At 70.4% G+C, this 21,934-nt stretch carries 17 protein-coding genes and 1 tRNA gene; 5 read left to right on the top strand and 13 right to left on the bottom strand.

The window, feature by feature from the left end; all coding sequences use genetic code 11:
- Positions 1–119: 119 nt before the first annotated feature.
- From ACWDR3_RS39800 to pgsA, 3 genes are read right to left on the bottom strand one after another with little or no spacing between them, the layout of a single operon-like run.
- The gene (locus ACWDR3_RS39800; protein ID WP_450357480.1) at positions 120–1,292 is read right to left on the bottom strand and encodes a glycosyltransferase family 4 protein; all 1,173 of its coding nucleotides are present in this window, start codon (positions 1,290–1,292) and stop codon (positions 120–122) included.
- Positions 1,289–2,218 carry a phosphatidylinositol mannoside acyltransferase gene (locus ACWDR3_RS39795; RefSeq protein WP_450357479.1) on the bottom strand — a complete coding sequence of 310 codons (930 nt, stop codon included), beginning with the start codon at positions 2,216–2,218 and terminating at the stop codon, positions 1,289–1,291. The genes ACWDR3_RS39800 and ACWDR3_RS39795 overlap by 4 nt, the downstream gene beginning before the upstream one ends.
- Positions 2,215–2,943: a phosphatidylinositol phosphate synthase gene (gene pgsA, locus ACWDR3_RS39790; RefSeq protein WP_450357481.1), complete on the bottom strand. Its 729-nt coding sequence runs from the start codon at positions 2,941–2,943 to the stop codon at positions 2,215–2,217. The genes ACWDR3_RS39795 and pgsA overlap by 4 nt, the downstream gene beginning before the upstream one ends.
- A 230-nt stretch (positions 2,944–3,173) precedes the next feature.
- Between pgsA and ACWDR3_RS39785 the strand changes: the two genes are divergently transcribed.
- On the top strand, positions 3,174–5,372 hold the full coding sequence (locus tag ACWDR3_RS39785; protein ID WP_450357478.1) for an elongation factor G-like protein EF-G2: 2,199 nt from the start codon (positions 3,174–3,176) through the stop codon (positions 5,370–5,372).
- Between the two features lie 209 nt (positions 5,373–5,581).
- Positions 5,582–7,249 (top strand): hypothetical protein, encoded by a 1,668-nt coding sequence (locus ACWDR3_RS39780; RefSeq protein ID WP_450357477.1) that lies wholly within the window; start codon positions 5,582–5,584, stop codon positions 7,247–7,249.
- A gap of 33 nt (positions 7,250–7,282) precedes the next feature.
- On the opposite strand, the gene ACWDR3_RS39775 is transcribed toward ACWDR3_RS39780, so the two are convergent.
- A complete protein-coding gene (locus ACWDR3_RS39775) occupies positions 7,283–7,843 on the bottom strand; it encodes an HIT family protein (RefSeq protein WP_450357476.1) in 561 nt (186 codons plus the stop codon).
- 67 nt (positions 7,844–7,910) lie between these two features.
- On the opposite strand from ACWDR3_RS39775, the gene ACWDR3_RS39770 reads away from it, so the two are divergent.
- Entirely contained in the window at positions 7,911–8,579 is a 669-nt protein-coding gene (locus tag ACWDR3_RS39770; RefSeq protein ID WP_450357475.1) for a potassium channel family protein, read from the top strand.
- Between the two features lie 37 nt (positions 8,580–8,616).
- Here ACWDR3_RS39770 and thrS read toward each other — a convergent pair whose 3' ends face one another.
- The 3 genes from thrS to ACWDR3_RS39755 form a co-directional block, all read right to left on the bottom strand.
- Complete coding sequence (thrS, locus tag ACWDR3_RS39765) at positions 8,617–10,593, bottom strand: threonine--tRNA ligase (protein WP_450357474.1); 1,977 nt, start codon at positions 10,591–10,593, stop codon at positions 8,617–8,619.
- A 103-nt stretch (positions 10,594–10,696) separates the two neighbouring features.
- Positions 10,697–11,935, bottom strand: a complete 1,239-nt coding sequence (locus tag ACWDR3_RS39760) for a hypothetical protein (RefSeq protein ID WP_450357473.1) — start codon at positions 11,933–11,935, stop codon at positions 10,697–10,699.
- Entirely contained in the window at positions 11,932–12,498 is a 567-nt protein-coding gene (locus ACWDR3_RS39755) for a DUF4365 domain-containing protein (protein WP_450357472.1), read from the bottom strand. The genes ACWDR3_RS39760 and ACWDR3_RS39755 overlap by 4 nt, the downstream gene beginning before the upstream one ends.
- A 168-nt stretch (positions 12,499–12,666) precedes the next feature.
- Here ACWDR3_RS39755 and ACWDR3_RS39750 point away from each other — a divergent pair, with 168 nt between their 5' ends.
- A complete protein-coding gene (locus ACWDR3_RS39750; RefSeq protein WP_450357471.1) occupies positions 12,667–13,392 on the top strand; it encodes an exonuclease domain-containing protein in 726 nt (241 codons plus the stop codon).
- Between the two features lie 84 nt (positions 13,393–13,476).
- Here the strand turns inward: ACWDR3_RS39750 and ACWDR3_RS39745 are convergent.
- Positions 13,477–13,548, bottom strand: a tRNA-Val gene (locus ACWDR3_RS39745).
- Between the two features lie 39 nt (positions 13,549–13,587).
- Positions 13,588–14,043 (bottom strand): SRPBCC family protein, encoded by a 456-nt coding sequence (locus ACWDR3_RS39740; RefSeq protein ID WP_450357470.1) that lies wholly within the window; start codon positions 14,041–14,043, stop codon positions 13,588–13,590.
- Between the two features lie 100 nt (positions 14,044–14,143).
- Between ACWDR3_RS39740 and ACWDR3_RS39735 the strand changes: the two genes are divergently transcribed.
- The gene (locus ACWDR3_RS39735) at positions 14,144–16,549 is read left to right on the top strand and encodes an SCO7613 C-terminal domain-containing membrane protein (RefSeq protein ID WP_450357469.1); all 2,406 of its coding nucleotides are present in this window, start codon (positions 14,144–14,146) and stop codon (positions 16,547–16,549) included.
- Positions 16,550–16,658: 109 nt separating this feature from the next.
- On the opposite strand, the gene ACWDR3_RS39730 is transcribed toward ACWDR3_RS39735, so the two are convergent.
- The 4 genes from ACWDR3_RS39730 to ACWDR3_RS39715 all read right to left on the bottom strand — a co-directional run.
- The gene (locus tag ACWDR3_RS39730; RefSeq protein WP_450357468.1) at positions 16,659–19,397 is read right to left on the bottom strand and encodes an exo-rhamnogalacturonan lyase family protein; all 2,739 of its coding nucleotides are present in this window, start codon (positions 19,395–19,397) and stop codon (positions 16,659–16,661) included.
- An 85-nt stretch (positions 19,398–19,482) separates the two neighbouring features.
- Positions 19,483–20,109 carry a hypothetical protein gene (locus ACWDR3_RS39725; protein WP_450357467.1) on the bottom strand — a complete coding sequence of 209 codons (627 nt, stop codon included), beginning with the start codon at positions 20,107–20,109 and terminating at the stop codon, positions 19,483–19,485.
- A gap of 10 nt (positions 20,110–20,119) precedes the next feature.
- Positions 20,120–21,010 carry a carbohydrate ABC transporter permease gene (locus ACWDR3_RS39720; protein ID WP_450357466.1) on the bottom strand — a complete coding sequence of 297 codons (891 nt, stop codon included), beginning with the start codon at positions 21,008–21,010 and terminating at the stop codon, positions 20,120–20,122.
- A partial coding sequence (locus ACWDR3_RS39715; protein WP_450357465.1) for a carbohydrate ABC transporter permease occupies positions 21,007–21,934 on the bottom strand: 928 nt, incomplete at its 5' end. The genes ACWDR3_RS39720 and ACWDR3_RS39715, both read right to left, overlap by 4 nt.

Genomic DNA, 21,934 nt, shown 5'->3' with positions numbered 1-21,934 from the left:
GGCTGCCGCCCCCAGACCCCCGCTTCGGCCTGAACGGCCTCGTCCTCAAACGCCGGACGGGCTGAAAGATGCCAACCCTGCGCCGAGAAGCCCCCCCCCCTCGGCGCCGAGCCCTTCCCTCAGTCCCGCGCCAACCCGAACCGCGCCCGCAACCCCGGCCCCCGCCCCTCGTCGTCCGCCGCTGCCACCGCCGCCGCGCCCTGCGTCACCGTTTCGTACACCGAGAGGATGTCCGCGCCGACCGTCGACCAGTCGAAGCGGCGTACGTGGGCGCTGCCCCGGGTGCGGAGTTCGGACAGGCGGGTCGGGTCGGCGAGGAGGCGTACGGCCGCCTCGGCCAGGGAGTCGGAGTTCTCGTTGGTGAAGAGCTCGCCCGCCGCGCCCTGGTCGAGGACCTGGGCGAAGGCGTCCAGGTCGGAGGCGAGGACGGGGGCGCCTGCGGACATGGCCTCCACGAGGATGATGCCGAAGCTCTCGCCGCCGGTGTTGGGGGCGATGTAGAGGTCGACGCTGCGCAGGAAGCGGGCCTTGTCCTCGTCGCTGATCATGCCCAGGAACTCGACGCGCGGGCGGAGTTCGGCCGGAAGGGACTCGACCGCCTCCTTCTCGTCGCCCCGGCCGGCCACCAGGAGCCTGGTCTGCGGGCGCTCCGCGAGGATCCTCGGCAGGGCGCGCATCAGCACCGGCAGGCCCTTGCGGGGCTCGTCGATGCGGCCGATGAAGCCGATCGTGTCGCCCTGCCATTCCGGCTTGGGCTCGGCGCGGGCGAAGAAGTCGACGTCGACGCCGTTCGGGATGACGACCGCGTCGCCGCCGAGGTGTTCGACCAGCGTGCGGCGGGCGTACTCGCTGACCGCGATGCGCGCGCTGATCTTCTCCAGGGCCGCCTGGAGGATGGCGTACGCGGCGATCATGGCCCGCGAGCGCGGGTTGGAGGTGTGGAAGGTGGCCACGATGGGGCCCGAGGCCGCCCAGCAGGCCAGCAGGCCGAGCGAGGGCGAGGTCGGCTCGTGGATGTGGATGACGTCGAACTCGCCGTCGTGCAGCCACCGGCGCACGCGCGCGGCGCTCAGGAAGCCGAAGTTGAGGCGGGCCACCGAGCCGTTGTACGGCACCGGGACCGCGCGGCCCGCCGAGACGACGTACGGCGGCAGCGGGGTGTCGTCGTCGGCCGGGGCGAGGACGGAGACCTCGTGGCCCAGGCGGATGAAGTACGCGGCGAGGTCGCGGATGTGGAACTGGACGCCACCGGGCACGTCCCAGGAGTAGGGGCAGACGATGCCGATCCTCACGTGGTCCCCTTCTCGGGGTCGCCGGGATTCTTCGCGGGGTCGAGATCCTTGAGCCACAAGCGCTGCAGCATGTGCCAGTCCTCCGGGTGGTCGGCGATCCCCGTGGCGAAGGCATCCGCCAGCGCCTGTGTCATGACAGACGTCTTTTCCGCCCGGTTGCCTGTCTCCGGGACCACGATCGGTGGATGGACACGCCCCCGCATCACGGGCGAGTCGTCGTACCAGAGCGTCACCGGGAGCAGCAGCGCGCCGGTCTGCTGCGCCAGCAGGGCCGGTCCCGCGGGCATCCGGGTGGCCTCGCCGAAGAACTGCACCTCGACGCCGGAGGAGGACAGGTCGCGCTCGGCGACCAGGCAGACCAGGCCGCCGTCGCGCAGCCGCCGGGCCAGCGTGCCGAAGGCGGTGCCGCCGCTGTGCGGGAGGACCTCCATGCCGAGGCCCTCGCGGTAGGCGACGAAACGGTCGTACAGGGTCTCCGGCTTGAGGCGCTCGGCGACCGTCGTGAACGGCGTCTCCAGCTTGGTGGTGACCCAGGCGCCGGCGAGGTCCCAGTTGGCCATGTGCGGCAGCGCGAGGATGACGCCCTTGTCGGAGGCGATCCCGTCGGTCAGGTGGTGCACGTCCTTGGGGTCGAAGCCGTTCCTGACCCGGTCGGCGCTCCAGGCGGGCAGCCGGAAGGACTCCATCCAGTAGCGCAGGTACGAGCGCATGCCCGCGCGCGAGAGCTCGGCCAGGCGCTCGGGGCTCGCGTCGGGCACCACGCGCGCGTAGTTGCTCTCAAGCCGCTGGACGCCCTTGCCGCGCCGCTTCCAGGCCAGGTCGGCGATGGTGCGGCCGAGCCGGACGGCGACCGGCTCCGGGAGCTTCTTGACCGTGCCCCAGCCGAGCCCGTACAGGCCGTCCGTGAGCCGGTCCCGTGCGCTCACTTCGCCGCACCGCTCTCCTGCTCGGCCGCCGCGGCCTGCGCCTCCGCCTCCGCCGACTCGCGGCGGACGGTGACCACCCGCTGGACCAGCGTGACCAGGCTGCCGACGGCGACGATCCACAGGGCCACGGGCAGCAGGTACTGGATGCCCGGGACGCCGAACTTGTGCAGACCGGCGAGGCCGCACGCGACCAGCGAGATCACCAGCCGCTCGGCCCGCTCGATCAGCCCGTTGACGGCGACCGGCAGGCCGATCGACTCGCCGCGCGCCTTGGTGTACGACACCACCTGACCGCTGGCCAGGCAGAAGATCGAGACGGCGCACAGGGCGATGTCGTCGCCACCGCCCGCGTACCAGAGCGCCAGGCCGCCGAAGACCGCGCTGTCGGCCACCCGGTCCAGCGTGGAGTCCAGGAAGGCGCCCCAGCGGCTGGAGCGGCCCAGCTGGCGGGCCATGTTGCCGTCGACGAGGTCGGAGAAGACGAAGAGCGTGATCACGACCGTGCCCCAGAAGAACTCGCCCATGGGGTAGAAGACCAGCGCGCCCGCGACCACTCCTGCGGTGCCCAGGAGTGTGACCGTGTCGGGGCTGACGCCCCGCCGGATCAGGAACGAGGCGAACGGCGTGAGAACACGCGTGAAGAAAGCACGCGCGTACTTGTTCAGCATGGCCTTCCCGAGGGTCGGTGTGGCCGCGCGGCCCCTGCTGGCCACCGGCTGGCCCATCGTAGCCACGCGTGCGCGTGTACGACGTCCGGGCACCCGGACGCCCGGGCCGGAGATCCGCTGGATGTCCCACGAAGGACAGCATGCGGCGGGATCGCGTCGGCTGTATGGACGCACCGTGACGGGAGTGGAAAGCTCGAAGCACCGCGGGCGTCATCGGAGCCGCCACCGCACGCGGCCCCCGCATGTCCGCGCCCACAGTGACCTCACCGTGCACGGGAGGCAAGGCCATGGGCGACAAGGCGAACGCACACCCCGGAGCCGCCGGCAGGGCAACAGCGGCCGACCACCCCGCGTCCGTACGGAATGTGGTGCTGGTCGGCCACTCCGGATCGGGCAAGACGACTTTGGTGGAAGCTCTCGCGCTCACCGCGGGAGCAGTGAACCGGGCGGGCCGCGTCGAGGACGGCGGCACCGTTTCCGACTACGACGAGATCGAACACCGACAACAGCGCTCGGTGCAGCTCTCCCTGGTGCCGGTCGAATGGGACGGCATCAAGGTCAATGTTCTCGACACCCCCGGATACGCCGACTTCGTCGGGGAACTCAGGGCCGGTCTGCGAGCGGCGGACGCGGCCCTTTTCGTCGTCTCGGCCTCCGACGGCGTGGACGGCTCCACGCGCATGGTGTGGGAGGAGTGCGCGGCGGTCGGCATGCCGCGGGCGATCGTGGTCACGCATCTGGAGGCCGCTCGGGCGGACTTCGACGAGATGACCCGGACCTGCGCGCAGGCCTTCGGCCGGGACGACCCCGACGCCGTGCTGCCGCTCTATCTGCCGCTGCACGGCCCGGAGGGGCCCGACGGGCACGCGCCCGTGACCGGACTGATCGGGCTGCTGTCGCAGAAGCTGTTCGACTACTCCTCCGGGGAGCGCAAGGAGTCCGAGCCGGGCCCCGAGCAGCTGCCGCAGATCGAGGAGGCCCGCAACCGCCTGATCGAGGGGATCATCGCGGAGAGCGAGGACGAGACCCTCATGGACCGCTATCTCGGCGGCGAGGAGATCGACTTCAAGACACTCGTGGAGGACCTGGAGCGGGCCGTCGCGCGCGGTGTCTTCTTCCCGGTCCTGGCCGCCGCCCCCGCGGCCGAGGGCTCCCGCCAGGGCCTGGGCACGGTCGAGCTCCTGGAGCTGGTCACCGGCGGCTTCCCGACCCCGCTGGAGCGCGCGGCGCCCGGGGTCACCACGGTCGCGGGCACACCGCGCGAGCTGAAGCCGTGCGACCCGGACGGGCCGCTGGTCGCGGAGGTCGTGAAGACGGCGTCCGACCCGTACGTCGGCCGGGTCTCCCTGGTACGGGTCTTCTCCGGCACCCTGCGCCCCGACGAGACGGTGCACGTCTCCGGGCACGGGCTCGCCGACCGCGGGCACGAGGACCACGACGTGGACGAGCGCGTCGGCGCCCTGTCCGCGCCCTTCGGCAAGCAGCAGCGGAGCCTCACCCACTGCATCGCCGGTGACCTCGCGTGCGTGGCGAAGCTGAGCCGCGCGGAGACCGGCGACACCCTCTCCGCCAAGGACGACCCGCTGCTGATGGAGCCGTGGGAGATGCCCGACCCGTTGCTGCCGCTCGCGATCGAGGCGCACAGCAAGGCGGACGAGGACAAGCTCTCGCAGGGCCTGTCCCGGCTGGTCGCCGAGGACCCGACGATGCGGCTCGAACAGAACCCGGACACCCACCAGGTGGTGCTGTGGTGCCTGGGCGAGGCCCACGCGGACGTGGCACTGGAACGACTGCGCAGCCGCTACGGCGTCCAGGTGGACGTCGTAGCGCACAAGGTCTCCCTTCGGGAGACGTTCGCCGGCCGGTCGGCGGGGCGCGGCCGGCACGTCAAACAGTCCGGTGGGCACGGGCAGTTCGCGATCTGCGAGATCGAGGTGGAGCCGCTGCCCGGCGGTTCGGGCATCGAGTTCGTGGACAAGGTGATCGGCGGCGCGGTACCACGCCAGTTCATCCCCTCGGTGGAGAAGGGCGTACGCACCCAGGCGGCCCGGGGCGTCGCGGCCGGCTATCCGCTCATCGACGTCCGGGTGACGCTGCTCGACGGCAAGGCGCACTCCGTGGACTCCTCGGACGCGGCCTTCCAGACGGCCGGCGCACTGGCGCTGCGGGAGGCCGCCTCCGACGTGGGCATCCATCTGCTGGAGCCGGTGGCCGAGGTGACCATCCTGGTCGGCGACGACTACGTGGGCGCCGTCATGAGCGACCTGTCCGGGCGGCGCGGCCGGGTGCTGGGCACGGAACAGACCAGCGGCGCCCGCACCCTGGTACGGGCCGAGGTCCCGGAGATCGAGATCGGGCGGTACGCCGTCGATCTGCGCTCCCTCTCGCACGGCACCGCGCGCTTCAACCGCACCTACGCCCGGCACGAGCCGATGCCCCCGCAGGTCGCGGAGCGGATCCGTGAATCGACCCACGACGCCTCGTAGTTGACGCCGGACGCGCCCGGAGAGCGGTCACCAGGCGCTGTTCCGGCGGCTGTTGCGGAACGTTTCCCTCCGTCTCGGCGGGCGGCTTCGGCCGTCCGCCGACGAATGTCATTGCCTGCGGATACGCTGATGACCTGATCAACAGGTGTGCGGAGCACGGAAGTCGGGAAGGCCGCAGGAGCGACACCGGCGGCGATCGGGGGCGGTAGATGACAGTCGGGACCGGTTACGAGGACGCCTTCGGGCCACAGGTGCCTCTGTCGGGCGGTGGCAGCCAGACGGCGACGTTCGCCCTTGCGTCCGCTGCCTACCGGGACAGTCCGATCGAGGAGATCAAGAAGGCCGACAACGAGTGGCACCAGACGACCCTCAAAGAGGGCCAGAAGTGGTCCACGGGGCTGTTCAGGCCCAACCTCGGCGAGGCGTTCTCCAGGGCCGTGATCGACCGCATGATCGGCCCGGGCCGCAAGCCGCTCATCCAGTCCTTCGGCATGGAGCCCCAGGTCGTCGTCGAGCACTGCCTGGCCGCGTACCGGCTCCGCCGTGAGCGCGACAAGCGGCTGTCCATGGTCATGGTGCTGTGCGGGCTGCTGTTCCTGCCCGGGCTCCTGATCGGGCTGCTGGTCTTCCAGATCCGCACGATGATCGACAAGAACACCAACAAGAGGGCCTCGGCCCTCGCCACGACCCTGCTCGTCGGCGTCGGCGCCCTCGCCGTCATCTTCCTGGTCAAAATGCCCTTCACGGGCTTCTGGGCCTGGTACGCGCGTGCGTGCGTGGTCGTCCCCGTCCTCGGCTGGTTCTGGGCCAAGCAGATCTGCGAGAACGCGGCGAAGGACCTGCGCGGCCGCTGGGACAGCCTCCTCGCGGGCAGCAGCATCGGCGCCCAGGTCCCCGAAGCGGTGCCGACCAGCCCCGGCGAGACCCAGGCCGAGGCGCTGCGCCAGTCGCTCGCCAGGCTCAGCGCCGAGCAGCAGTCCAACGCCGTCTTCTACGCCGGCCCCAAGGGCATCCTCGGCATGGGCACGCGCTGGGGCAGCTGGCAGCTCGCCGAGGACCTCACTCCGGCCGACCCGTCCCGCGAGATCCACCCGTTCCGCAGCTGGGACGTCATACGCGCCATCCACGACCAGTTGCGCATGCTGGAGCGCGGCCCGCTCAACACGGGCGGCTTCCCGCCGCCTTCGATACGGCACTGGATCGTCACGCCGATCGGTGAGGGCGCGAAGGCGGTGGCCCGGACCGAGCAGTCGGCGGACGTGGAGGCCTTCCAGCACCGGACCCACTCGATACAGGACATCTGCAACAAGCAGCAGTTCGGCAGCGGGGAGCGGCACTACCTCGGCGTCCAATGGACGCTGTGGGACGGCCAGTTGATCATCACGATGATGATCACGGTGACGGTGCTGCACGAGACGCTGCGCATCGAGGTGACCGGCCACGCGCTGGGCCCCGTGAACCCCTTGTTCATGGGCAAGTCCGAGGCCCCGACCCGGAGCGTCCAGCGGTCGGTCAGGCGGTGGGAGACCCGGACGGTGAATCTGCCCCTGGTCCCCACCAACGAGGTCGTACGGCTCGCCGTCCGCGCCCCGCTCACCTGGTACCCGCCGCTGCTGAACCACCTCGGCGGCACGATGGTCCTGCCCGAGCCGTTCGGCCTGCGGCACGCCTGGGCCGACCAGCCCTGGCGCCACCGCTTCATGGCCGACGACGCGCTGCGCGCCGCCACGCCGGTCCTGCGGGTCGTGCACGCGGCCGCGATCAGGGTCCTGGCGGAGAACGGCGTGGACACGGAGAAGTTCGGCGCGAGGTCGGCGTTCCTCAGCGGCGCGGTCCAGGACCCGAGCCCGCGAAGAGCCGACCTCTACGACGCGTAGAGGTCGGCTCCACCGAGGCCCGCGGGTGTCACCTCAGCCCGTGGGCCAGGCGTCCGCCAGCATCTTCCTGGTGTCCGCCAGCAGCTGCGGCAGCACCCGCGTGTGCCCCACCACCGGCATGAAGTTCGTGTCGCCGCCCCAGCGCGGGACGATGTGCTGGTGCAGGTGCGCGGCGATGCCGGCGCCGGCGACGGAGCCCTGGTTCATGCCGATGTTGAAGCCGTGGGCACCGGAAGCGGTCCGCAGAGCGGTCATCGCCTGCTTGGTGAGCGCGGCCAGTTCGGCCGTCTCCGGGTCGGTGAGGTCCGTGTAGTCGGCGACGTGCCGGTAGGGCACGACCATGAGGTGGCCGCCGTTGTACGGGTACAGATTGAGCACCGCGTAGACGTGCTCACCGCGCCTGACGATCAGACCGTCCTCGTCCGATTTCGCCGGGATCGAGCAGAAGGGGCAACCGTCGTCGGCACCGGGGCCGGTCGGCTTGTTCTCGCCCTGGATGTAGGCCATCCGATGCGGCGTCCACAGGCGCTGGAAGGCGTCCTGCGTCCCCACTCCCAACTGCTGCTCCGGCTCACTCGTCATGCAGTGCAGCATATTGCGTCGCCCGTTCGCGGCGTGTCGCCGGGGTTGCGCGAAAAGCCCGCCGGGCCAAGCTGGGCCGATGGACGATGCCAAGGTCGACGACAGCCCCAAGGACCGCTGGGAGCGACGCACGGAGGTCCCCCTCGCCGTGGCGTCGATGGTCTATCTCGCGTCGTACGCGGTCCAGGTCCTCGCCCGGGACCTGCCCGACGACGTGCGGGACCTCTGCCTGGCCGTACTGCTGCTCGCGTGGGCGCTGTTCGCCGTCGACTACGCGGTCCGGTGGCGGCTGAGCGGACAGCGGCTGCGCTTCGTACGGACGCACTGGCTGGACACCCTGGTGCTGATCCTGCCGCTGCTGCGCCCGCTGCGGGTGGTGCGGGTCTACGAGGCCGTGCAGCGCCGGCACGGCCGGCCCCGGCTCGTGCTGCACGCGCGCGTGATCGTCTACGCCGGTCTGTCCACGGTGCTGCTCGGCTTCGCCGGGGCGCTCGCCGTCTACCAGCAGGAGCGCGGGGCGCCGGGCGCGACGATGCGCACCTTCGGGGACGCCGCCTGGTGGACCTGCTCGACCCTGGCCACCGTCGGCTACGGCGACATCTCCCCGGTGACCCCGCTGGGCCGGCTGATCGCTGTCGGCATGATGGCCATCGGCCTGGCCCTGCTCGGCGCGGTGACCGGCACGTTCGCGTCCTGGCTGCTCCAGGTGTTCTCGCGGGAGGACGACGAGAGGCCCCCGGGGAGGTGAACTCCCCGAGGGCCTCGGCGTCTTGGAGCCGGCCGGATCAGACCTGGACGCGGTCCTCGACGACCTGCTGGATCTTCGCGATGGCCTCGTCGAACGGGATGCCGTTCTCCTGGGAGCCGTCGCGGTAGCGGAAGGACACCGAGCCGCCCGCCATGTCCTCGTCGCCCGCGATGACCATGAAGGGCACCTTCTGCTTCTGGGCGTTGCGGATCTTCTTCTGCATCCGGTCGGACGAGGAGTCGACCTCGACGCGCAGCCCCTTCTTCTTGGCGGCGGCGGCGAACTTCTCCAGGTACTCGACGTGCCCGTCGCCGATCGGGATGCCGACCGCCTGCACGGGCGCGAGCCAGGCCGGGAAGGCGCCCGCGTAGTGCTCCAGGAGCACCGCGAAGAACCGCTCGATCGAGCCGAAGAGGGCGCGGTGGATCATCACCGGGCGCTGCTTCGCACCGTCAGGGCCGGTGTACTCCAGGTCGAAGCGCTCGGGCAGGTTGAAGTCGAGCTGGATCGTCGACATCTGCCAGGTGCGGCCGATCGCGTCCTTGGTCTGGACGGAGATCTTCGGACCGTAGAACGCGGCGCCGCCCGGGTCGGGCACCAGGGGCAGCCCCTGCTTCTCGGCCACCTGACGGAGGGTCTCCGTGGCCTCTTCCCAGGCCTCGTCGGAGCCGACGAACTTCTCCGGGTCCTTGGTGGACAGTTCCAGGTAGAAGTCGGTCAGACCGTAGTCCCGCAGCAGGCCGAGGACGAAGGTGAGCGTCTTGTCGAGCTCCTCCGACATCTGCTCGCGCGTGCAGTAGATGTGCGCGTCGTCCTGCGTGAACCCACGCGCGCGGGTGAGCCCGTGCACGACGCCGGACTTCTCGTACCGGTACACGGTCCCGAACTCGAAGAGGCGCAGCGGGAGTTCACGGTAGGAACGGCCGCGCGCGTCGAAGATCAGGTTGTGCATCGGGCAGTTCATGGGCTTGAGGTAGTAGTCCACGCCCTCGTCGAGCTGCATGGGCGGGTACATGCCGTCGGCGTACCAGTCCAGGTGCCCGGACGTCTCGAAGAGCTTCCCCTTCGTGGCGTGCGGGGTGTAGACGAACTCGTAGCCCTCCTCCTCGTGCCGGCGGCGCGAGTAGTCCTCCATCACGCGGCGGATGATGCCGCCCTTGGGGTGGAAGACGGCGAGCCCGGAGCCGATCTGCTCGGGGATCGAGAAGAGGTCCAGCTCGGAGCCGAGCTTGCGGTGGTCGCGCTTCTCGGCCTCGGCGAGGAAGTCGAGGTAGCCCTTCAGCTCTTCCTTGGTGGGCCAGGCGGTGCCGTAGATGCGCTGGAGCATCGGGTTCTTCTCGCTGCCGCGCCAGTAGGCGGCTGCGTTGCGCATCAGCTTGAACGCCGGGATGTTCCGGGTGGAGGGCAGGTGCGGACCGCGGCACAGGTCCTTCCAGCACAGCTCGCCGGTCTTGGCGTCCAGGTTGTCGTAGATCGTCAGCTCGCCGGCGCCGACCTCGACATCCGCGCCGTCGTCGTGCGAGGCCGAGCCCTTGAGACCGATCAGCTCCAGCTTGTACGGCTCGTCGGCGAGCTCCACGCGGGCGTCCTCGTCGGTCACCACGCGCCGCGAGAAGCGCTGCCCGCGCTTCTGGATCTCCTGCATCTTCTTCTCGACGGCCTTGAGGTCCTCGGGCGTGAACGGCTTCTCGACGTCGAAGTCGTAGTAGAAGCCGTCCTTGACCGGCGGGCCGATACCGAGCTTGGCGTCCGGGAAGAGCTCCTGCACGGCCTGCGCCATGACGTGCGCGGTGGAGTGGCGCAGGATGTTCAGGCCGTCCTCGGAGGAGATCTCGACGCCCTCGACCTCGTCACCGTCGGACAGTTCGTACGCGAGGTCCTTCAGCTCGCCGCCCACGCGCGCGGCGACGATGGAGCGCTCGCCCGCGAAGAGGTCGGCGGCCGTAGTGCCCGTCGTCACCACGCGTTCGTCCCGCTCGGAATCGCGTTGGATGATCACACGGACGTCTGACACCGGTCTCTCCTGACTGAAGGTGGATGCGGCGCCATACCAGGAGCGCGCGCAATAGGGGATCGTACCGACCCCGACCCACCCACCGCGAAACGGCCACCTGTGCTCAGTCGCAGTCGTCGTCCCCGGTGCACGCCTCCTCGAAGAAGTCGAGGTTGTCCTGGAGGGACTTCATCAGCCGGTCCCGCTCCGCCTCGTCCACCTGCACCGGTACGACCCCGCCGGCGCCGCTCAGCCGCCGGAAGCCGCCCCGACTCTCCAGCCGCCCGTGCACGCGCACCGGCAGTCCTACGAGGTGGGCCTGCCCGGCGATGCGGTAGTCCTCCTCGTCCAGGGTGACGCGCAGGTGCGGGACCTCGGCGCCTGCGATCACGCGCAGCCGTACGCTGCCCTCGCCGCGCGGCCCCGACCTGCGCATCCGGACCACCGTGCCGGTGATGCGGACGGGCACGGACGGTTCGTCGCGCAGGAAGCGGGCGCCGGCCTCGCGCAGCACGGGCAGGTCGCCCGGCGAGAACTCGACGGGCTCGACACCGGCCGCGCAGTCCGCGGGGACCCCGGCCGCGGGCGCCCACTCGACGGCGATCCGGGCGCCCTCGGTGCCACGCACGAGGGTGATCAGCGCCTCGGTGAGCTCACGGCTGACGCCCGCCTCGACGGCTCCGTCGAAGGCGTCCATGCCGCCGGTGGCCCGCTGGTAGTCGATGGCCTCGCGGGCGGCGTACAGGGCCTGGTGGAGGCTTATGGCGAGTGGGCGGGCCGTGCCGACGGGCACGAAGGCGGTCAGTCGGCCGCCGCCGGCTGTCGAGCCGACCAGGACGCTCTCCAGGAGCGCGGCGGCGGCGCGGCGGTGCCGGGCGCCGTAGTAGCCGGCACGCGCGCGGGTGGCGAGCGCGCCGGCGAGCAGCATCTGGCGTGCGGCGGCGCGCAGTTGCTCCTCGACGGTCCACGGCGTGGACTCGGCCGGCCCGGTCGGTACGTCGCGCCACCAGCGGATCTCGTCGCTGGGTACGGCGAGTCCGACGAGCACCTCGCGCGCGGAGGGCGTGCCGCTGCGGGTCAGCGCGAGGAGCGCCTCGCCGAGCAGGTCGTCGCTGTCGGGGAAGGCGCGGCTCTCGGGCACGAGCAGGCTGGTGCCGCCGCCGCCCGGTCCGGGCGGGGTCCAGCGGCCGTAGCGCCCGGCGGCTCCGCCGCGACGCTGCCAGCCGTGCCGGCGCAGCAGGGCGCTGAGCACGGCCGGGTCGACCTGGTCGGGCTCGGGTGGACGGTGCCAGGCCCCAGCCGGACTGCTGTCGGGGTGCGGCCTCACCGGTCGGAGTGGCTCCTCCAAGGGGCGGTGCGTCATGGTCTGCCTCCCGTCCCGACCCGCGTCATGATCTCGCACAGCGCGCGGTCGTCGAAGATGCGTGAGGTCGGTATGCGCACGGTCGTCCGGGTCCGGCCGGTGATCGCGTGCCCGGCCAGGTTGACCCAGTAGCAGCAGTGCCGCAGATCGAGCCGGTCGTGGCTGGCGCGCAGCCAGTCGTCCTGGGATCTCGGTACGAGCATCACGACCAGGATCTTGTGCACCGAGACCGGCGTGCGCGCGAGCTTGCGCAGGTGCTCGTTGTCCAGCGTGAACGAGAAGAAGCGGCCCGGTGGGTTGGGTGCGATCTGGTACGTGCACTTCAGCTGCACCTTGATGGTGACCTCGTCGTCGACCGTGTGTCCGGGCGAGCCGTGACTGACGTGCCAGTCGATGCCGTTGTCCGGAAATGGTTGCGACAGCGAGCAGCCGGCCGCCGCGGCGACGGCGTGCAGATACCCCACCTGCAGTGTCTCCATGCAGGCGGTGGTGGCGAGTGTGCCGCGATGAGGGCCCGTGCGTTCGGGCAGCAGCCCGCTCCGCTCGGGCTGCGCTATCGCCATGACCAACAGCCTTCCAAGCCAAGTGAATCCCCGTATTGGGCCGCTGAACAGCAAAGACCCGTACTCCTGTTGTGTCCTTGCGGCGTACCGCGCAAACAGCCCGGGTATCACCAAACTGGCAGAAGACGGGACGTCAGCTGCCGTGGGTGAACGAGGAGTTGTGTAGGCATGACGTGCTGGTACGAGGGGCCGCTGGCCGCCTTTGACACGGAGACCACGGGCGTCGACGTCGAGACCGACCGGATCGTGTCGGCCGCCGTGGTCGTCCAGGACGCCCCGGGCACCCGCCCCCGGGTGTCCCGTTGGCTGATCAACCCGGGCATGCCGGTGCCGGAGGCGGCGACCGCGGTGCACGGGCTGACCGACGAGCACCTGGCGCGCAACGGCCGCTGGCCGGCGCCGGTGATGTACGAGATAGCGGAGGTGCTGGCCGAGCAGGCTTCGGCGGGCCGTCCGCTGGTGGTGATGAACGCCCCCTTCGATCTGACCCTGCTGGACCGCGAGTTGCGCCGCCATCGGGCGTCCTCGCTCGACCACTGGTTCGAGGCGACCCCGCTGCGGGTGCTCGACCCACGCGTCCTGGACAAACACCTCGACCGCTACCGCAAAGGCCGCCGCACCCTGACGGACCTGTGCGCGCACTACGGCGTCACGCTGGAGGGCGCGCACGACGCGGGCGCGGACGCGCTGGCCTCACTGGATCTCGTACGGGCCATCGGGCGCCGTTTCGCGGCCCGGCTCGAGCGTCTGACCCCCGCCGAACTGCACACCCTGCAGACGACGTGGCACGCGGCGCAGGCGCGGGGCCTGCAGGCGTGGTTCGCGCGCAGCGGCACGCCCGAGTTGGTGAACACGTCCTGGCCCCTGCGTCCGGATCTACCGGCCGCGGCGTAAAGGCAACATGGCCGACATGGCCTTGGTCGGGCCTCGGCATGAAAAAAGCCGGTCCGCGTGATGCGGACCGGCCTTTCCCGGCGGTGGGCGATACTGGGTTCGAACCAGTGACCTCTTCGGTGTGAACGAAGCGCTCTCCCACTGAGCTAATCGCCCGGGAACGCACTGAACAATACAGGCCTCCGCGGGTTTCCTTCAAACCGCTTCCAAGTAGGCCGCCAGCCCTCGCCGTCCGGCCCGCATCATCAGCCGGTGGTTGGCGCGGAACAGCGGTCGGCCGGGTACGGCGAGGCGCCTGAGCAGCGGCTTGCGCACGTCGACGACCTGGTCGTAGCGGGCCAGTGTGGCGCAGGAGTCGGTGGAGTCGGCGCCGAGGGTCCAGCGCGCCCAGCCCTCCAGGTCCCCGGACATGGCGATCTCCAGCACCCCGGCCACCGGATCGCGCCGCGCCTCGCGCGCGGTGAAGGTCAGGTCGTACGGGAGGAGGGCACGGATCCGGATGGTGCCGGTGGTGTCGTCGACCCGGTTCACCTCGCGCACCTGCGGCCACCAGCGCGGATAGTCCTCGGCCTGTTCGAGGACCTCGTACACCCGGGCCGGAGGTGCGGGCAGCGGCCACAGGTTGCGGAAGCGGTAGTGGGACCAGTCCATGGGGAGAGTGTGCCCGCGCACGGCGTCTCCACGGAATCTGAGTACGTTCTGAGTACGTGCGCTCATGCCGGGTGACGTGACCCGCACCACACTCCAAGGCATGACATCCTTCCCGCCGCCGGCCGAGGAACTGCGGTTCCTCGACATGGAGCTGCGGCAACTCGACGCCCGCCGGGCCCAGTTGCTGATGCGCCGCGCCTGGCTGGTCACCGCCCTCCACCAGCCGGTCCCGCGCACACCCGTCGCGCCGCCCCGCCCCGAGGCCTCCGCGCCGCGCATCCAGAACGTGCTGCTCGTCCTCGGCGGCGTGCTCCTCACCATCGCGGCGATCGCGTTCACTCTGGTCAGCTGGGGGCACATGGGCATCGCCGGCCGGTCCTTGGTACTCGGCGCGGTCACGCTGGCCGCGCTCGCGGTGCCGGTGGCACTGCTGAAGCGGGGCCTGCGGTCGACGGCCGAGTCGGTGGCGGGACTGGGCCTGGCGCTCACGATCCTCGACGCGTACGCGCTGCACGAGGTGGTGTTCACCGGCACCGACGGCACGGCGTACGCGGCTCTCGCGGCGACGGCACTGGCGGCGCTGTGGACGGCGTACGGGCTGTTGAAGGTCACCGGCGCACTGCGCCTGCCTCTCCCCTCGGCCGTGCTCTCGGCCCAACTCCCGCTGCTTCTCTGGGCGATCGCGACGGACGCGGGTGCGTACGGCATCACGGCCGCGCTCCTGGTGACGGCCGGTCTCGACACGATCGTGGCGCTGTGGAACACCGCCAAATCCGTCCGTCTCGTCGCCGCCGTCAGCGCGTGCGCCACGGGCGGATTCGGCGCATGGGCGGCCGGCTGGCTCTCCTGGGACGCAGCCGGCCCGAGCGCCGCCGCCCGTGCGGCGGCGCTCCTCGTCCTCGCGGCGGTGATCGCGCTCGGCGCCGCATGGCGCCTGCGGCAGCCGGTCACCGCCGCGAGTGGCGCAGTGGCGTCGGGCCTACTGCTGGTCACCGCGGCCGGCGGCATCCTGCGCGTGTCCCTGCCGGCCGACTGGACCGTACCGGCTCATCTCCTGTGCGCGGTCGCCCTGTTGGCGACCTGGCGGACCTCGCTCCCCGAGCAGGTACGGCGCGGATTCGCCTTCGCGTCCGCCGGCGTCCAGGCCCTGGCCCTGCTCTGGGCCGTCCCCCTGGTCACCCTCACCCTCCTCGGCCCCGCCTCCTGGACGGCCCGCGCCTGGTCCGGCGCCCCGTCCGACGCACGCACCGCACTGACCCTCGACTCACCCTGGCCGCCGCACGCGGTGGCGGTACCGGCGATCCTCGCGATCGTCACCGCCGTACTGCTGCTGGCGGTTCGTGACACGACGTGGCGCCCACGGGCCGTCATCGCCGCCTTGACCCTGGCATGGACGACGATCCTCGTGCTCCCCGCGGTGCTCGAACTGCCTTACACGGCAGGCTTGTTGATCCAGGGCGGTACGACGGCGGGAGCTCTCGCGGCGCTCGCGTGGATACACGAGCGGGAAGGCCGGCAGACGGCCTCCGCCCAACTACCCACGCAGCCAACCACCTTGCTCCTCACCCTCCTCGCACTGCTCACCTCCCTCACCCTCTCCTTCACCGCACTCGCCTCGCAGACAGCGACCTTGACCATCCTGTCCGCCCTCACGGCACTGTTCGCGGGAGCCTCCTGGCTCAAGCAACTCCGGCACCTCACACCGGTGATGGCACCGAGCGCACTCGTCTACGCCGCCGCGCTGGCCGTCGCGTCGGGTGTCGCCGCCGGCTGGCCGTCGCAGCACGTCGCCCTGTTGGTGCTGGCGGTCCCCGTGGCCGCCGCGCTTCTCGCCGCACGCCTCGGCCACTCCCCCGCGACCGTGCCGATCGAGGTGACGGGTGGGGTGGCCGGGCTGCTCGCGGTGGGGCTGACCGTCGTCGATCCGCCGATGCTGGCCCTGGTGGTAGGCCTGTGCGCGGTGATCACCGCGGGCGTGGCGCTCCGCCCGGACCGCCGCGCCGTCGGCTACGCATCCGTCGCCCTGTTCGTCCTGGCCGCCTGGGTGCGCCTGGCGGCCTGGCGCATCGGAGTCCCGGAGGCGTACACGCTCCCGGTCACCGTCCCGGCGCTGCTGATCGGCCACCTGCGCCGGAGCCGCAATCCACGGACCAGTTCCTGGACGGCGTACGGCCCCGGCCTCGCCGCCACCCTCCTGCCGAGCCTGGCCGCGGCCTGGACGGACCCGGAATACCTGCGCCCCTTGCTGCTGGGTACGACAGCACTCCTCCTCACCCTGCTGGGCGCCCGCCACCGCCTCCAAGCGCCACTGGTGCTCGGCGGCGCGGTCCTCACCCTGGTCACACTCCACGAACTGGCCCCATACCTGGTCCAGTTGACCGGCGCCCTCCCCCGCTGGGCACCGCCGGCCCTCGCCGGCTTCCTCCTGCTAGCCCTAGGCGCGACATACGAACAACGCATCAGAAACGTCCGCCAGGCACGAGAGGCCTTGGGCAAGATGAACTAGCCGAGCACTCCAGTCCAGTTCCCCGCACCCCACCCAGGGGCGCGGGGCGGTGACATTAGCGGCTCCGCCGCGGGGCGCGACCAGCCACAACGAACCCGCACCCGACTGACTACGAAGGCATCTTGTCCCCGAGCAACGCCAAATTCTCGATCGCGGCAAGCCCGTACAACGCGGTGTCATTCGTGGACACCCACCGCGCCTCACTACCGGCAACCAGAGCAACCGGCCCGCTCAACTCCTCCGTCTTCCAAGGCGAGGACTCCATGTACCCATCAGAACCGTAGAACTTCACCCACGCCCGCTTGGCCAGCGCAGCATCCCCCGTCTGGACAGCCGCGTACGCATCGAGCCGCGAGTGCCCCTGGAACAACAACAGAGTCCCGAAGTTGGAGCCATAACGGGCGGCCTGCTCCGCCTTGCTGGCGTTGAAGTACCGGCAGTAGTCGAAGTACGCCTCGTTGAACGCGGGCATGTCCACCAGGTCGATCAACTCGGCGCACAACTCGTTGAGTCCGAAGACGGCCGAGAGGTGAGACACGGAAACAACAGGGGCCGCGGCGATCGCAAACCGACCCGTGTCCAGGTCGTACAACCCACTCCCCTGCACAAACCCGTTCGGCTGCGCAGCAATCGTCGACATCGTGGACAGCACCCGCGCCCGCGCCTTCTCCCACTTCGGCCCCCTCCGCTCCCACTCGGTCAACCACGCCGACACCAGCCCGCTCCAGTCCGTACCGAAGCCGATCGACAGAGCGTGCCGGTCGGGCGTGTACGGCTCGGTGCGGATCTTGCGGATCGGGTCGAGGACGAGGAACGTCTCGTCGGAATCGACGTTGGCGTGCATGAGATCGCCGACCCGCTCGTCGGCGGTGAGGAAGTAGTAGTAGCGGCGGTACGTGGTGTTGGCGATGCGCTGCTGCTTGGCGCTGTCGGCGTAGTGCTGCACACCGTGCCGGGTGCCGAGCCCCGCCCACTCCCCCAGGTGGTACACGTCCACCTCACCCGTGTGCCGGGTCATCGACTCCGCGAACCGGAAGATGTCGGCGCGGCCCGAGCGGAGGTACGCGAACCAGAGCCAAAGGTCGGGCGAGAGCTCGGAGTTGTCCCAGGCGTAGCCGCCGATGTCGTACCGCCACTGGTGTCTGACGGTGTCGTAGGTGTGCATGATGTCGCCGTAGTCCCAGAAGCCGTACCAACGGCGTTGCTCCACCTGGTCCTTGTAGTAGGTGAAGAGGAAGTCGAGGTGGTCCTCGATCTTCGCCTTGGCGGGTGTCGAGCGGTCCGGCTCGGAGTACAGACCCGGTCCGAAGACCTTCGCCTTGATGAGCTGCTTCGGCGGCGCGGCCAGCTGCGGCAACACCCTTACCGCCTCGACCTGTTGAGCCAGCGCCTCCGCCGAGGGTGTCGACTCGTTGGCCCAGAAGAGGAGTTCGGAGGTACGGGCGATGCCGTACGGGGTGCCGAACCCGGGTTCGTAGTCCTCGTAGGTGATCTCCAGGCCCTGGAGCTGTTCGGCGAACGTGTCCTGGCCCATGCCGTCGTGGTAGAAGCGCAGGTCCATGGGCTGCGCCTCGGGTGACCAGAGCCAGAGGGTGACCTCGGCCTCGTCGGTCTGGGCGTCGCGGATGTCGAGCTGGGCGGGGTGCTTCTCCCAGAAGTCCCGCAGCCCGAAGGAGAATCCGCCGCTCGCGCCACCGACGTATCCGAACCCGGAGGCCCGCCGGCCACCGCCGGCGCCGATCCAGCCGTGCCCCTTCTTGGTGCGTTTGCGCAGGGTGAAGCCGTCGGCGGAGAGCTGGGAGAGGGTGTAGTCGCCCCACTCGGGGATGTACTGGAGGCGGGTGGTGACCCGTTGGTCCCAGGTGGCCGGGTCGGGCAGCTTCTGTCCCGCGTACTGCGCCGCCTGCACGGCCGCGCCCGGGTCGCGGCGCAGTCCGGTGATGCCCTTGACCGCCTCGCGCAGCAGACCGGTGCCCTCGCCGCCGATGCGGATGTGCCGGTCGTAGGCCTCGTCGCGCATCGGGACGCCGAAACGGACGCCGAGCCCGCGGATGAAGTCCCCGCTCGCCTTGCCGGGTTCCTGCTTCCCGTCGAAGGTGACGGTGTGCACCATGCGGAAGGAGTCGGCACCGGCGTAGAAGTACAACCGGATGGAGAACGGCAGCCAACTCCGGTCGCCCTTGCGGTGCTTGCCGTCGATGCGGACCACTGCCCGGACGGGGCCGTCCTGTTCGACGGTCACCGCGCCGATGGCGCTCTCGAAGCGCTCGTACTTGACCGTGCCCTGGTCGCCGTCCTCGATCTCGGGCTGCCGCAGCAGCACGAGCCGCCCGTTCCTGGCGATCTCCGTCGAGCCGCGCCGCACCGATTTCACCAGCGTGGACCCGGACTTGCCGATCTTCACGTCGATGACCCCGGTCGACACGTCGATGCTGCCGCCGCTCCGGTCGACGGTGACCTTCTTCTCGGGGGCACTCGCCGTACCGGCCGCGAGGGTGAGCTTGCCGGTGCCCGAACTCACCGCGTGCGCCGACCACTTGAGGGAACCGTCGGGCCAGTAGGCGATCGGCCAGGACTGCACGGGCACGGCCTCGCCGTCCGCGTCCGTCAGCGCGAAGGTCTGGTCGGCCGGGTACGCGCCCTTCGGCCACGGGACACCGACAGTGGAGCCCGGGGCGGCACCGAGACCGCCGTCCTCCAGCCAGTCCAGGGTCACCGGATCGGCATCGACGGCCTCGGCGCCGGGCGCGGCCTGCGCGTCCCTGGCGCCCAGCGCCCAGCTGAACTGCGCGGCGGCTCCGGCGACGGCGGCCGCCTTGAGAAGGGACCTGCGAGGGATGGGAGACATGACCTTCCTTTCCACAACTAGTCAGGGGCATGACATACCGAGACACGGCACCCGGGACGCCGGCCTTCGTCGAGGAGACCGCCCGTCAGCGGCGCCGGTGCCGCTCCTCCACCGCGACGGCCGCCGCGACCAGCGCCCCGAGAACGGGGACCGCGAGCGGCGCGACGAACAGAGCGGTCAGGCTGACGACGGCCAGCCCGCAGACGACCAGGAAGGACCCGGCGGGATCCAGCACCGTCCGCCGCCCGGCGTCCGCGAGCAGCCCTCGCCAGGCGGCACCCGGCGTCCACACGGCCGCCGCCCGCAGCAGGGCCACGACGAGTCCGATCAGCGCGAAGACGCCGACGGCCCCGACGAACCGCCCGCCGGGAACCCCGGCCCGCGCGGCCAGGACGTCCACCCAGACCGCGCCGACCGCGGCCCAACCCGCGAGCCCGACGACCCACCCGCCGCGCACGGCCGTACGGAAGTCGTCGACGAACTCCCGCCAGCCACCCGCCTGATGAGCCGTCCGCCGCCGAAGATGCCGTGCCCCGGCGGCGATTGCCGCCGGGTAGGTGACAACTCCCAGCGAGGCCACGGCGATCCAGACCCCGGTGAGCAGACATTCGGCGAAGACCGCGAACCGTTCGGCGAGCACCGATTCCTTGCGCGCTTCCTTACGAGCTTCGTTACGCGCTTCGTTACGCGCTTTCACTCGCGCCTGGGCCATGGTGTCCGCCTCAGCCCTTCAGTCCGGAGGTCGCCATGCCGTCGATGAGGTACCGCTGGAAGGCCATGAAGAAGGCGATGACCGGTACCAGCGCCACGAGCGACATCGCGATCATGCCGCCGTAGTTGGAGATGCCCTCCTGGTCGCGGAACATCATCAGACCGAGCGAAACGGTGTATTTGGAGGGGGTGTTGAGGTAGATCAACGGCCCCATGAAGTCGTTCCACGCGTTGATGAAGGTGAAGATGGCGGCGGTGATGACGGCGGGCCGGCACAGCGGCAGCACGATCGACCAGTAGGTCCGCAGATGGCCGCAGCCGTCGAGCCTGGCAGCCTCGTCCAGCTCGCGCGGCAACCCGCGCATGAACTGCACCATCAGGAAGACGAAGAACGCCTCCGTGGCAAGGAACTTGCCCGCCACGAGCGGCACCAGGGTGTCGACGAGTTCGAGCTTGCGGAACATCACGTACTGCGGGATGAGCAGCACGTGGTACGGCAGCAGCAGCGTGCCGATCATGAGCGTGAAGAGCAGATTCCGCCCGGCGAAGCGGATCTTGGCGAAGGCGTAGGCGGTCAGCGAGCTGGACACGACGACGCCGATCACCGCGAGGACCGCGTACATCAGGGAGTTGACGAAGAAGCTGCTGATGGAGATGCCGGAGATACCGTCGGCGAGCCCGGAGAAGTTCGACCAGATCGGCTTGGCGGGCAGCAGGTCGAGGCCGGCGATGATGTCCTTGCTCGGCTTGAACGAGGCACCGAGCACCCAGATCACGGGATACAGGACCACGGCGAGCAGGACGAGCGCGCCCACGTGCCAGACGAGCGATCCGGTGCGCCGCCGCTCGCTGCGCCGGCCCTCGTTCGCGCCGCGCCGAACAGGGCTGATGACACTGGTCACTTGGCGGCCTCCTCGTAGTGCACCCACTTCTTCTGCGACCAGAACAGGACCGCCGTGACGAGCGCGACCGCGACCACCAGCGTCCAGGCCATCGCGGAGGCGAAGCCCATCTGGGCCTCCTTGAAGCCCTTCTGGTAGAGGTAACAGGTGTAGACGAGCGTGGCGTCGGCGGGCCCGCACCGGGTGTCGGAGACGACATACGCGGAGCCGAACACCTGGAACGCGTGGATGGACTCCAGCAGCACGTTGAAGAACAGCACCGGCGAGATCATCGGCAGCGTGATGTTCCAGAACCGCCGCAGCGGACCGGCCCCGTCCACCTCGGCGGCCTCGTACAGCTCCCGCGGGACCTGCTTGAGCCCGGCCAGGAAGATCACCATCGGCGCCCCGAACTGCCAGATGCTCAGCGCCACCAGGGAGTACAGGACGTAGTCCGGATTCCCGATCCAGCCGCCGACGTCGACCCCGAAGATCTTCTGCGTACGGTCCACGACGGCGTCGTCGGAGAACAGCGCCCGCCAGACGAAGCCCACGGAGACGCTGGCGCCGATGAGGGAGGGCAGGTAGAACGCGGCGCGGTACAGCCCTTCGCCGCGCCGTTTCTGGGCAAGCAGCAGGGCGACACCGAGCGCGAGCAGCAGCTTGAGCGGGGTGGCCACGACGACGTACTTCAGCGTGACCTCGACCGACTTCTGCCAGCGCGGGTCCTGGAACATGGTCGTGAAGTTGTCGAGGCCCACCCACTTGGGCGGCGTGAACAGGTTGTAGCTGGTGAACGCGTAGTAGAGCGATGCGATCATCGGCCCTGCGGTGAGCAGCAGGAACCCCGCGATCCACGGCGACATGAAGAGATAGCCTGCGAGGTTCTCGCGCCGCCGCCCGCGCCGCCCGGCGGCGGGCGGCGCGGCCCGCTTCCCGGCCGGG

This window comes from Streptomyces sp. NPDC001002, assembly GCF_053599215.1.
Note: the sequence above shows the minus strand (reverse complement) of the source record. Positions and strands in the feature narration are given on the sequence as shown.

Excerpts from the sequence above, each read along its gene's own strand:
- pgsA (WP_450357481.1), bottom strand. The coding sequence starts at position 2,943 with ATGGGCCAGCCGGTGGCCAGCAGGGGCCGCGCGGCCACACCGACCCTC.
- ACWDR3_RS39785 (WP_450357478.1), top strand. The coding sequence starts at position 3,174 with ATGGGCGACAAGGCGAACGCACACCCCGGAGCCGCCGGCAGGGCAACA.
- ACWDR3_RS39780 (WP_450357477.1), top strand. The coding sequence starts at position 5,582 with ATGACAGTCGGGACCGGTTACGAGGACGCCTTCGGGCCACAGGTGCCT.
- ACWDR3_RS39775 (WP_450357476.1), bottom strand. The coding sequence starts at position 7,843 with ATGCTGCACTGCATGACGAGTGAGCCGGAGCAGCAGTTGGGAGTGGGG.
- ACWDR3_RS39770 (WP_450357475.1), top strand. The coding sequence starts at position 7,911 with ATGGACGATGCCAAGGTCGACGACAGCCCCAAGGACCGCTGGGAGCGA.
- ACWDR3_RS39760 (WP_450357473.1), bottom strand. The coding sequence starts at position 11,935 with ATGACGCACCGCCCCTTGGAGGAGCCACTCCGACCGGTGAGGCCGCAC.
- ACWDR3_RS39755 (WP_450357472.1), bottom strand. The coding sequence starts at position 12,498 with ATGGCGATAGCGCAGCCCGAGCGGAGCGGGCTGCTGCCCGAACGCACG.
- ACWDR3_RS39750 (WP_450357471.1), top strand. The coding sequence starts at position 12,667 with ATGACGTGCTGGTACGAGGGGCCGCTGGCCGCCTTTGACACGGAGACC.
- ACWDR3_RS39740 (WP_450357470.1), bottom strand. The coding sequence starts at position 14,043 with ATGGACTGGTCCCACTACCGCTTCCGCAACCTGTGGCCGCTGCCCGCA.
- ACWDR3_RS39735 (WP_450357469.1), top strand. The coding sequence starts at position 14,144 with ATGACATCCTTCCCGCCGCCGGCCGAGGAACTGCGGTTCCTCGACATG.
- ACWDR3_RS39730 (WP_450357468.1), bottom strand. The coding sequence starts at position 19,397 with ATGTCTCCCATCCCTCGCAGGTCCCTTCTCAAGGCGGCCGCCGTCGCC.
- ACWDR3_RS39725 (WP_450357467.1), bottom strand. The coding sequence starts at position 20,109 with ATGGCCCAGGCGCGAGTGAAAGCGCGTAACGAAGCGCGTAACGAAGCT.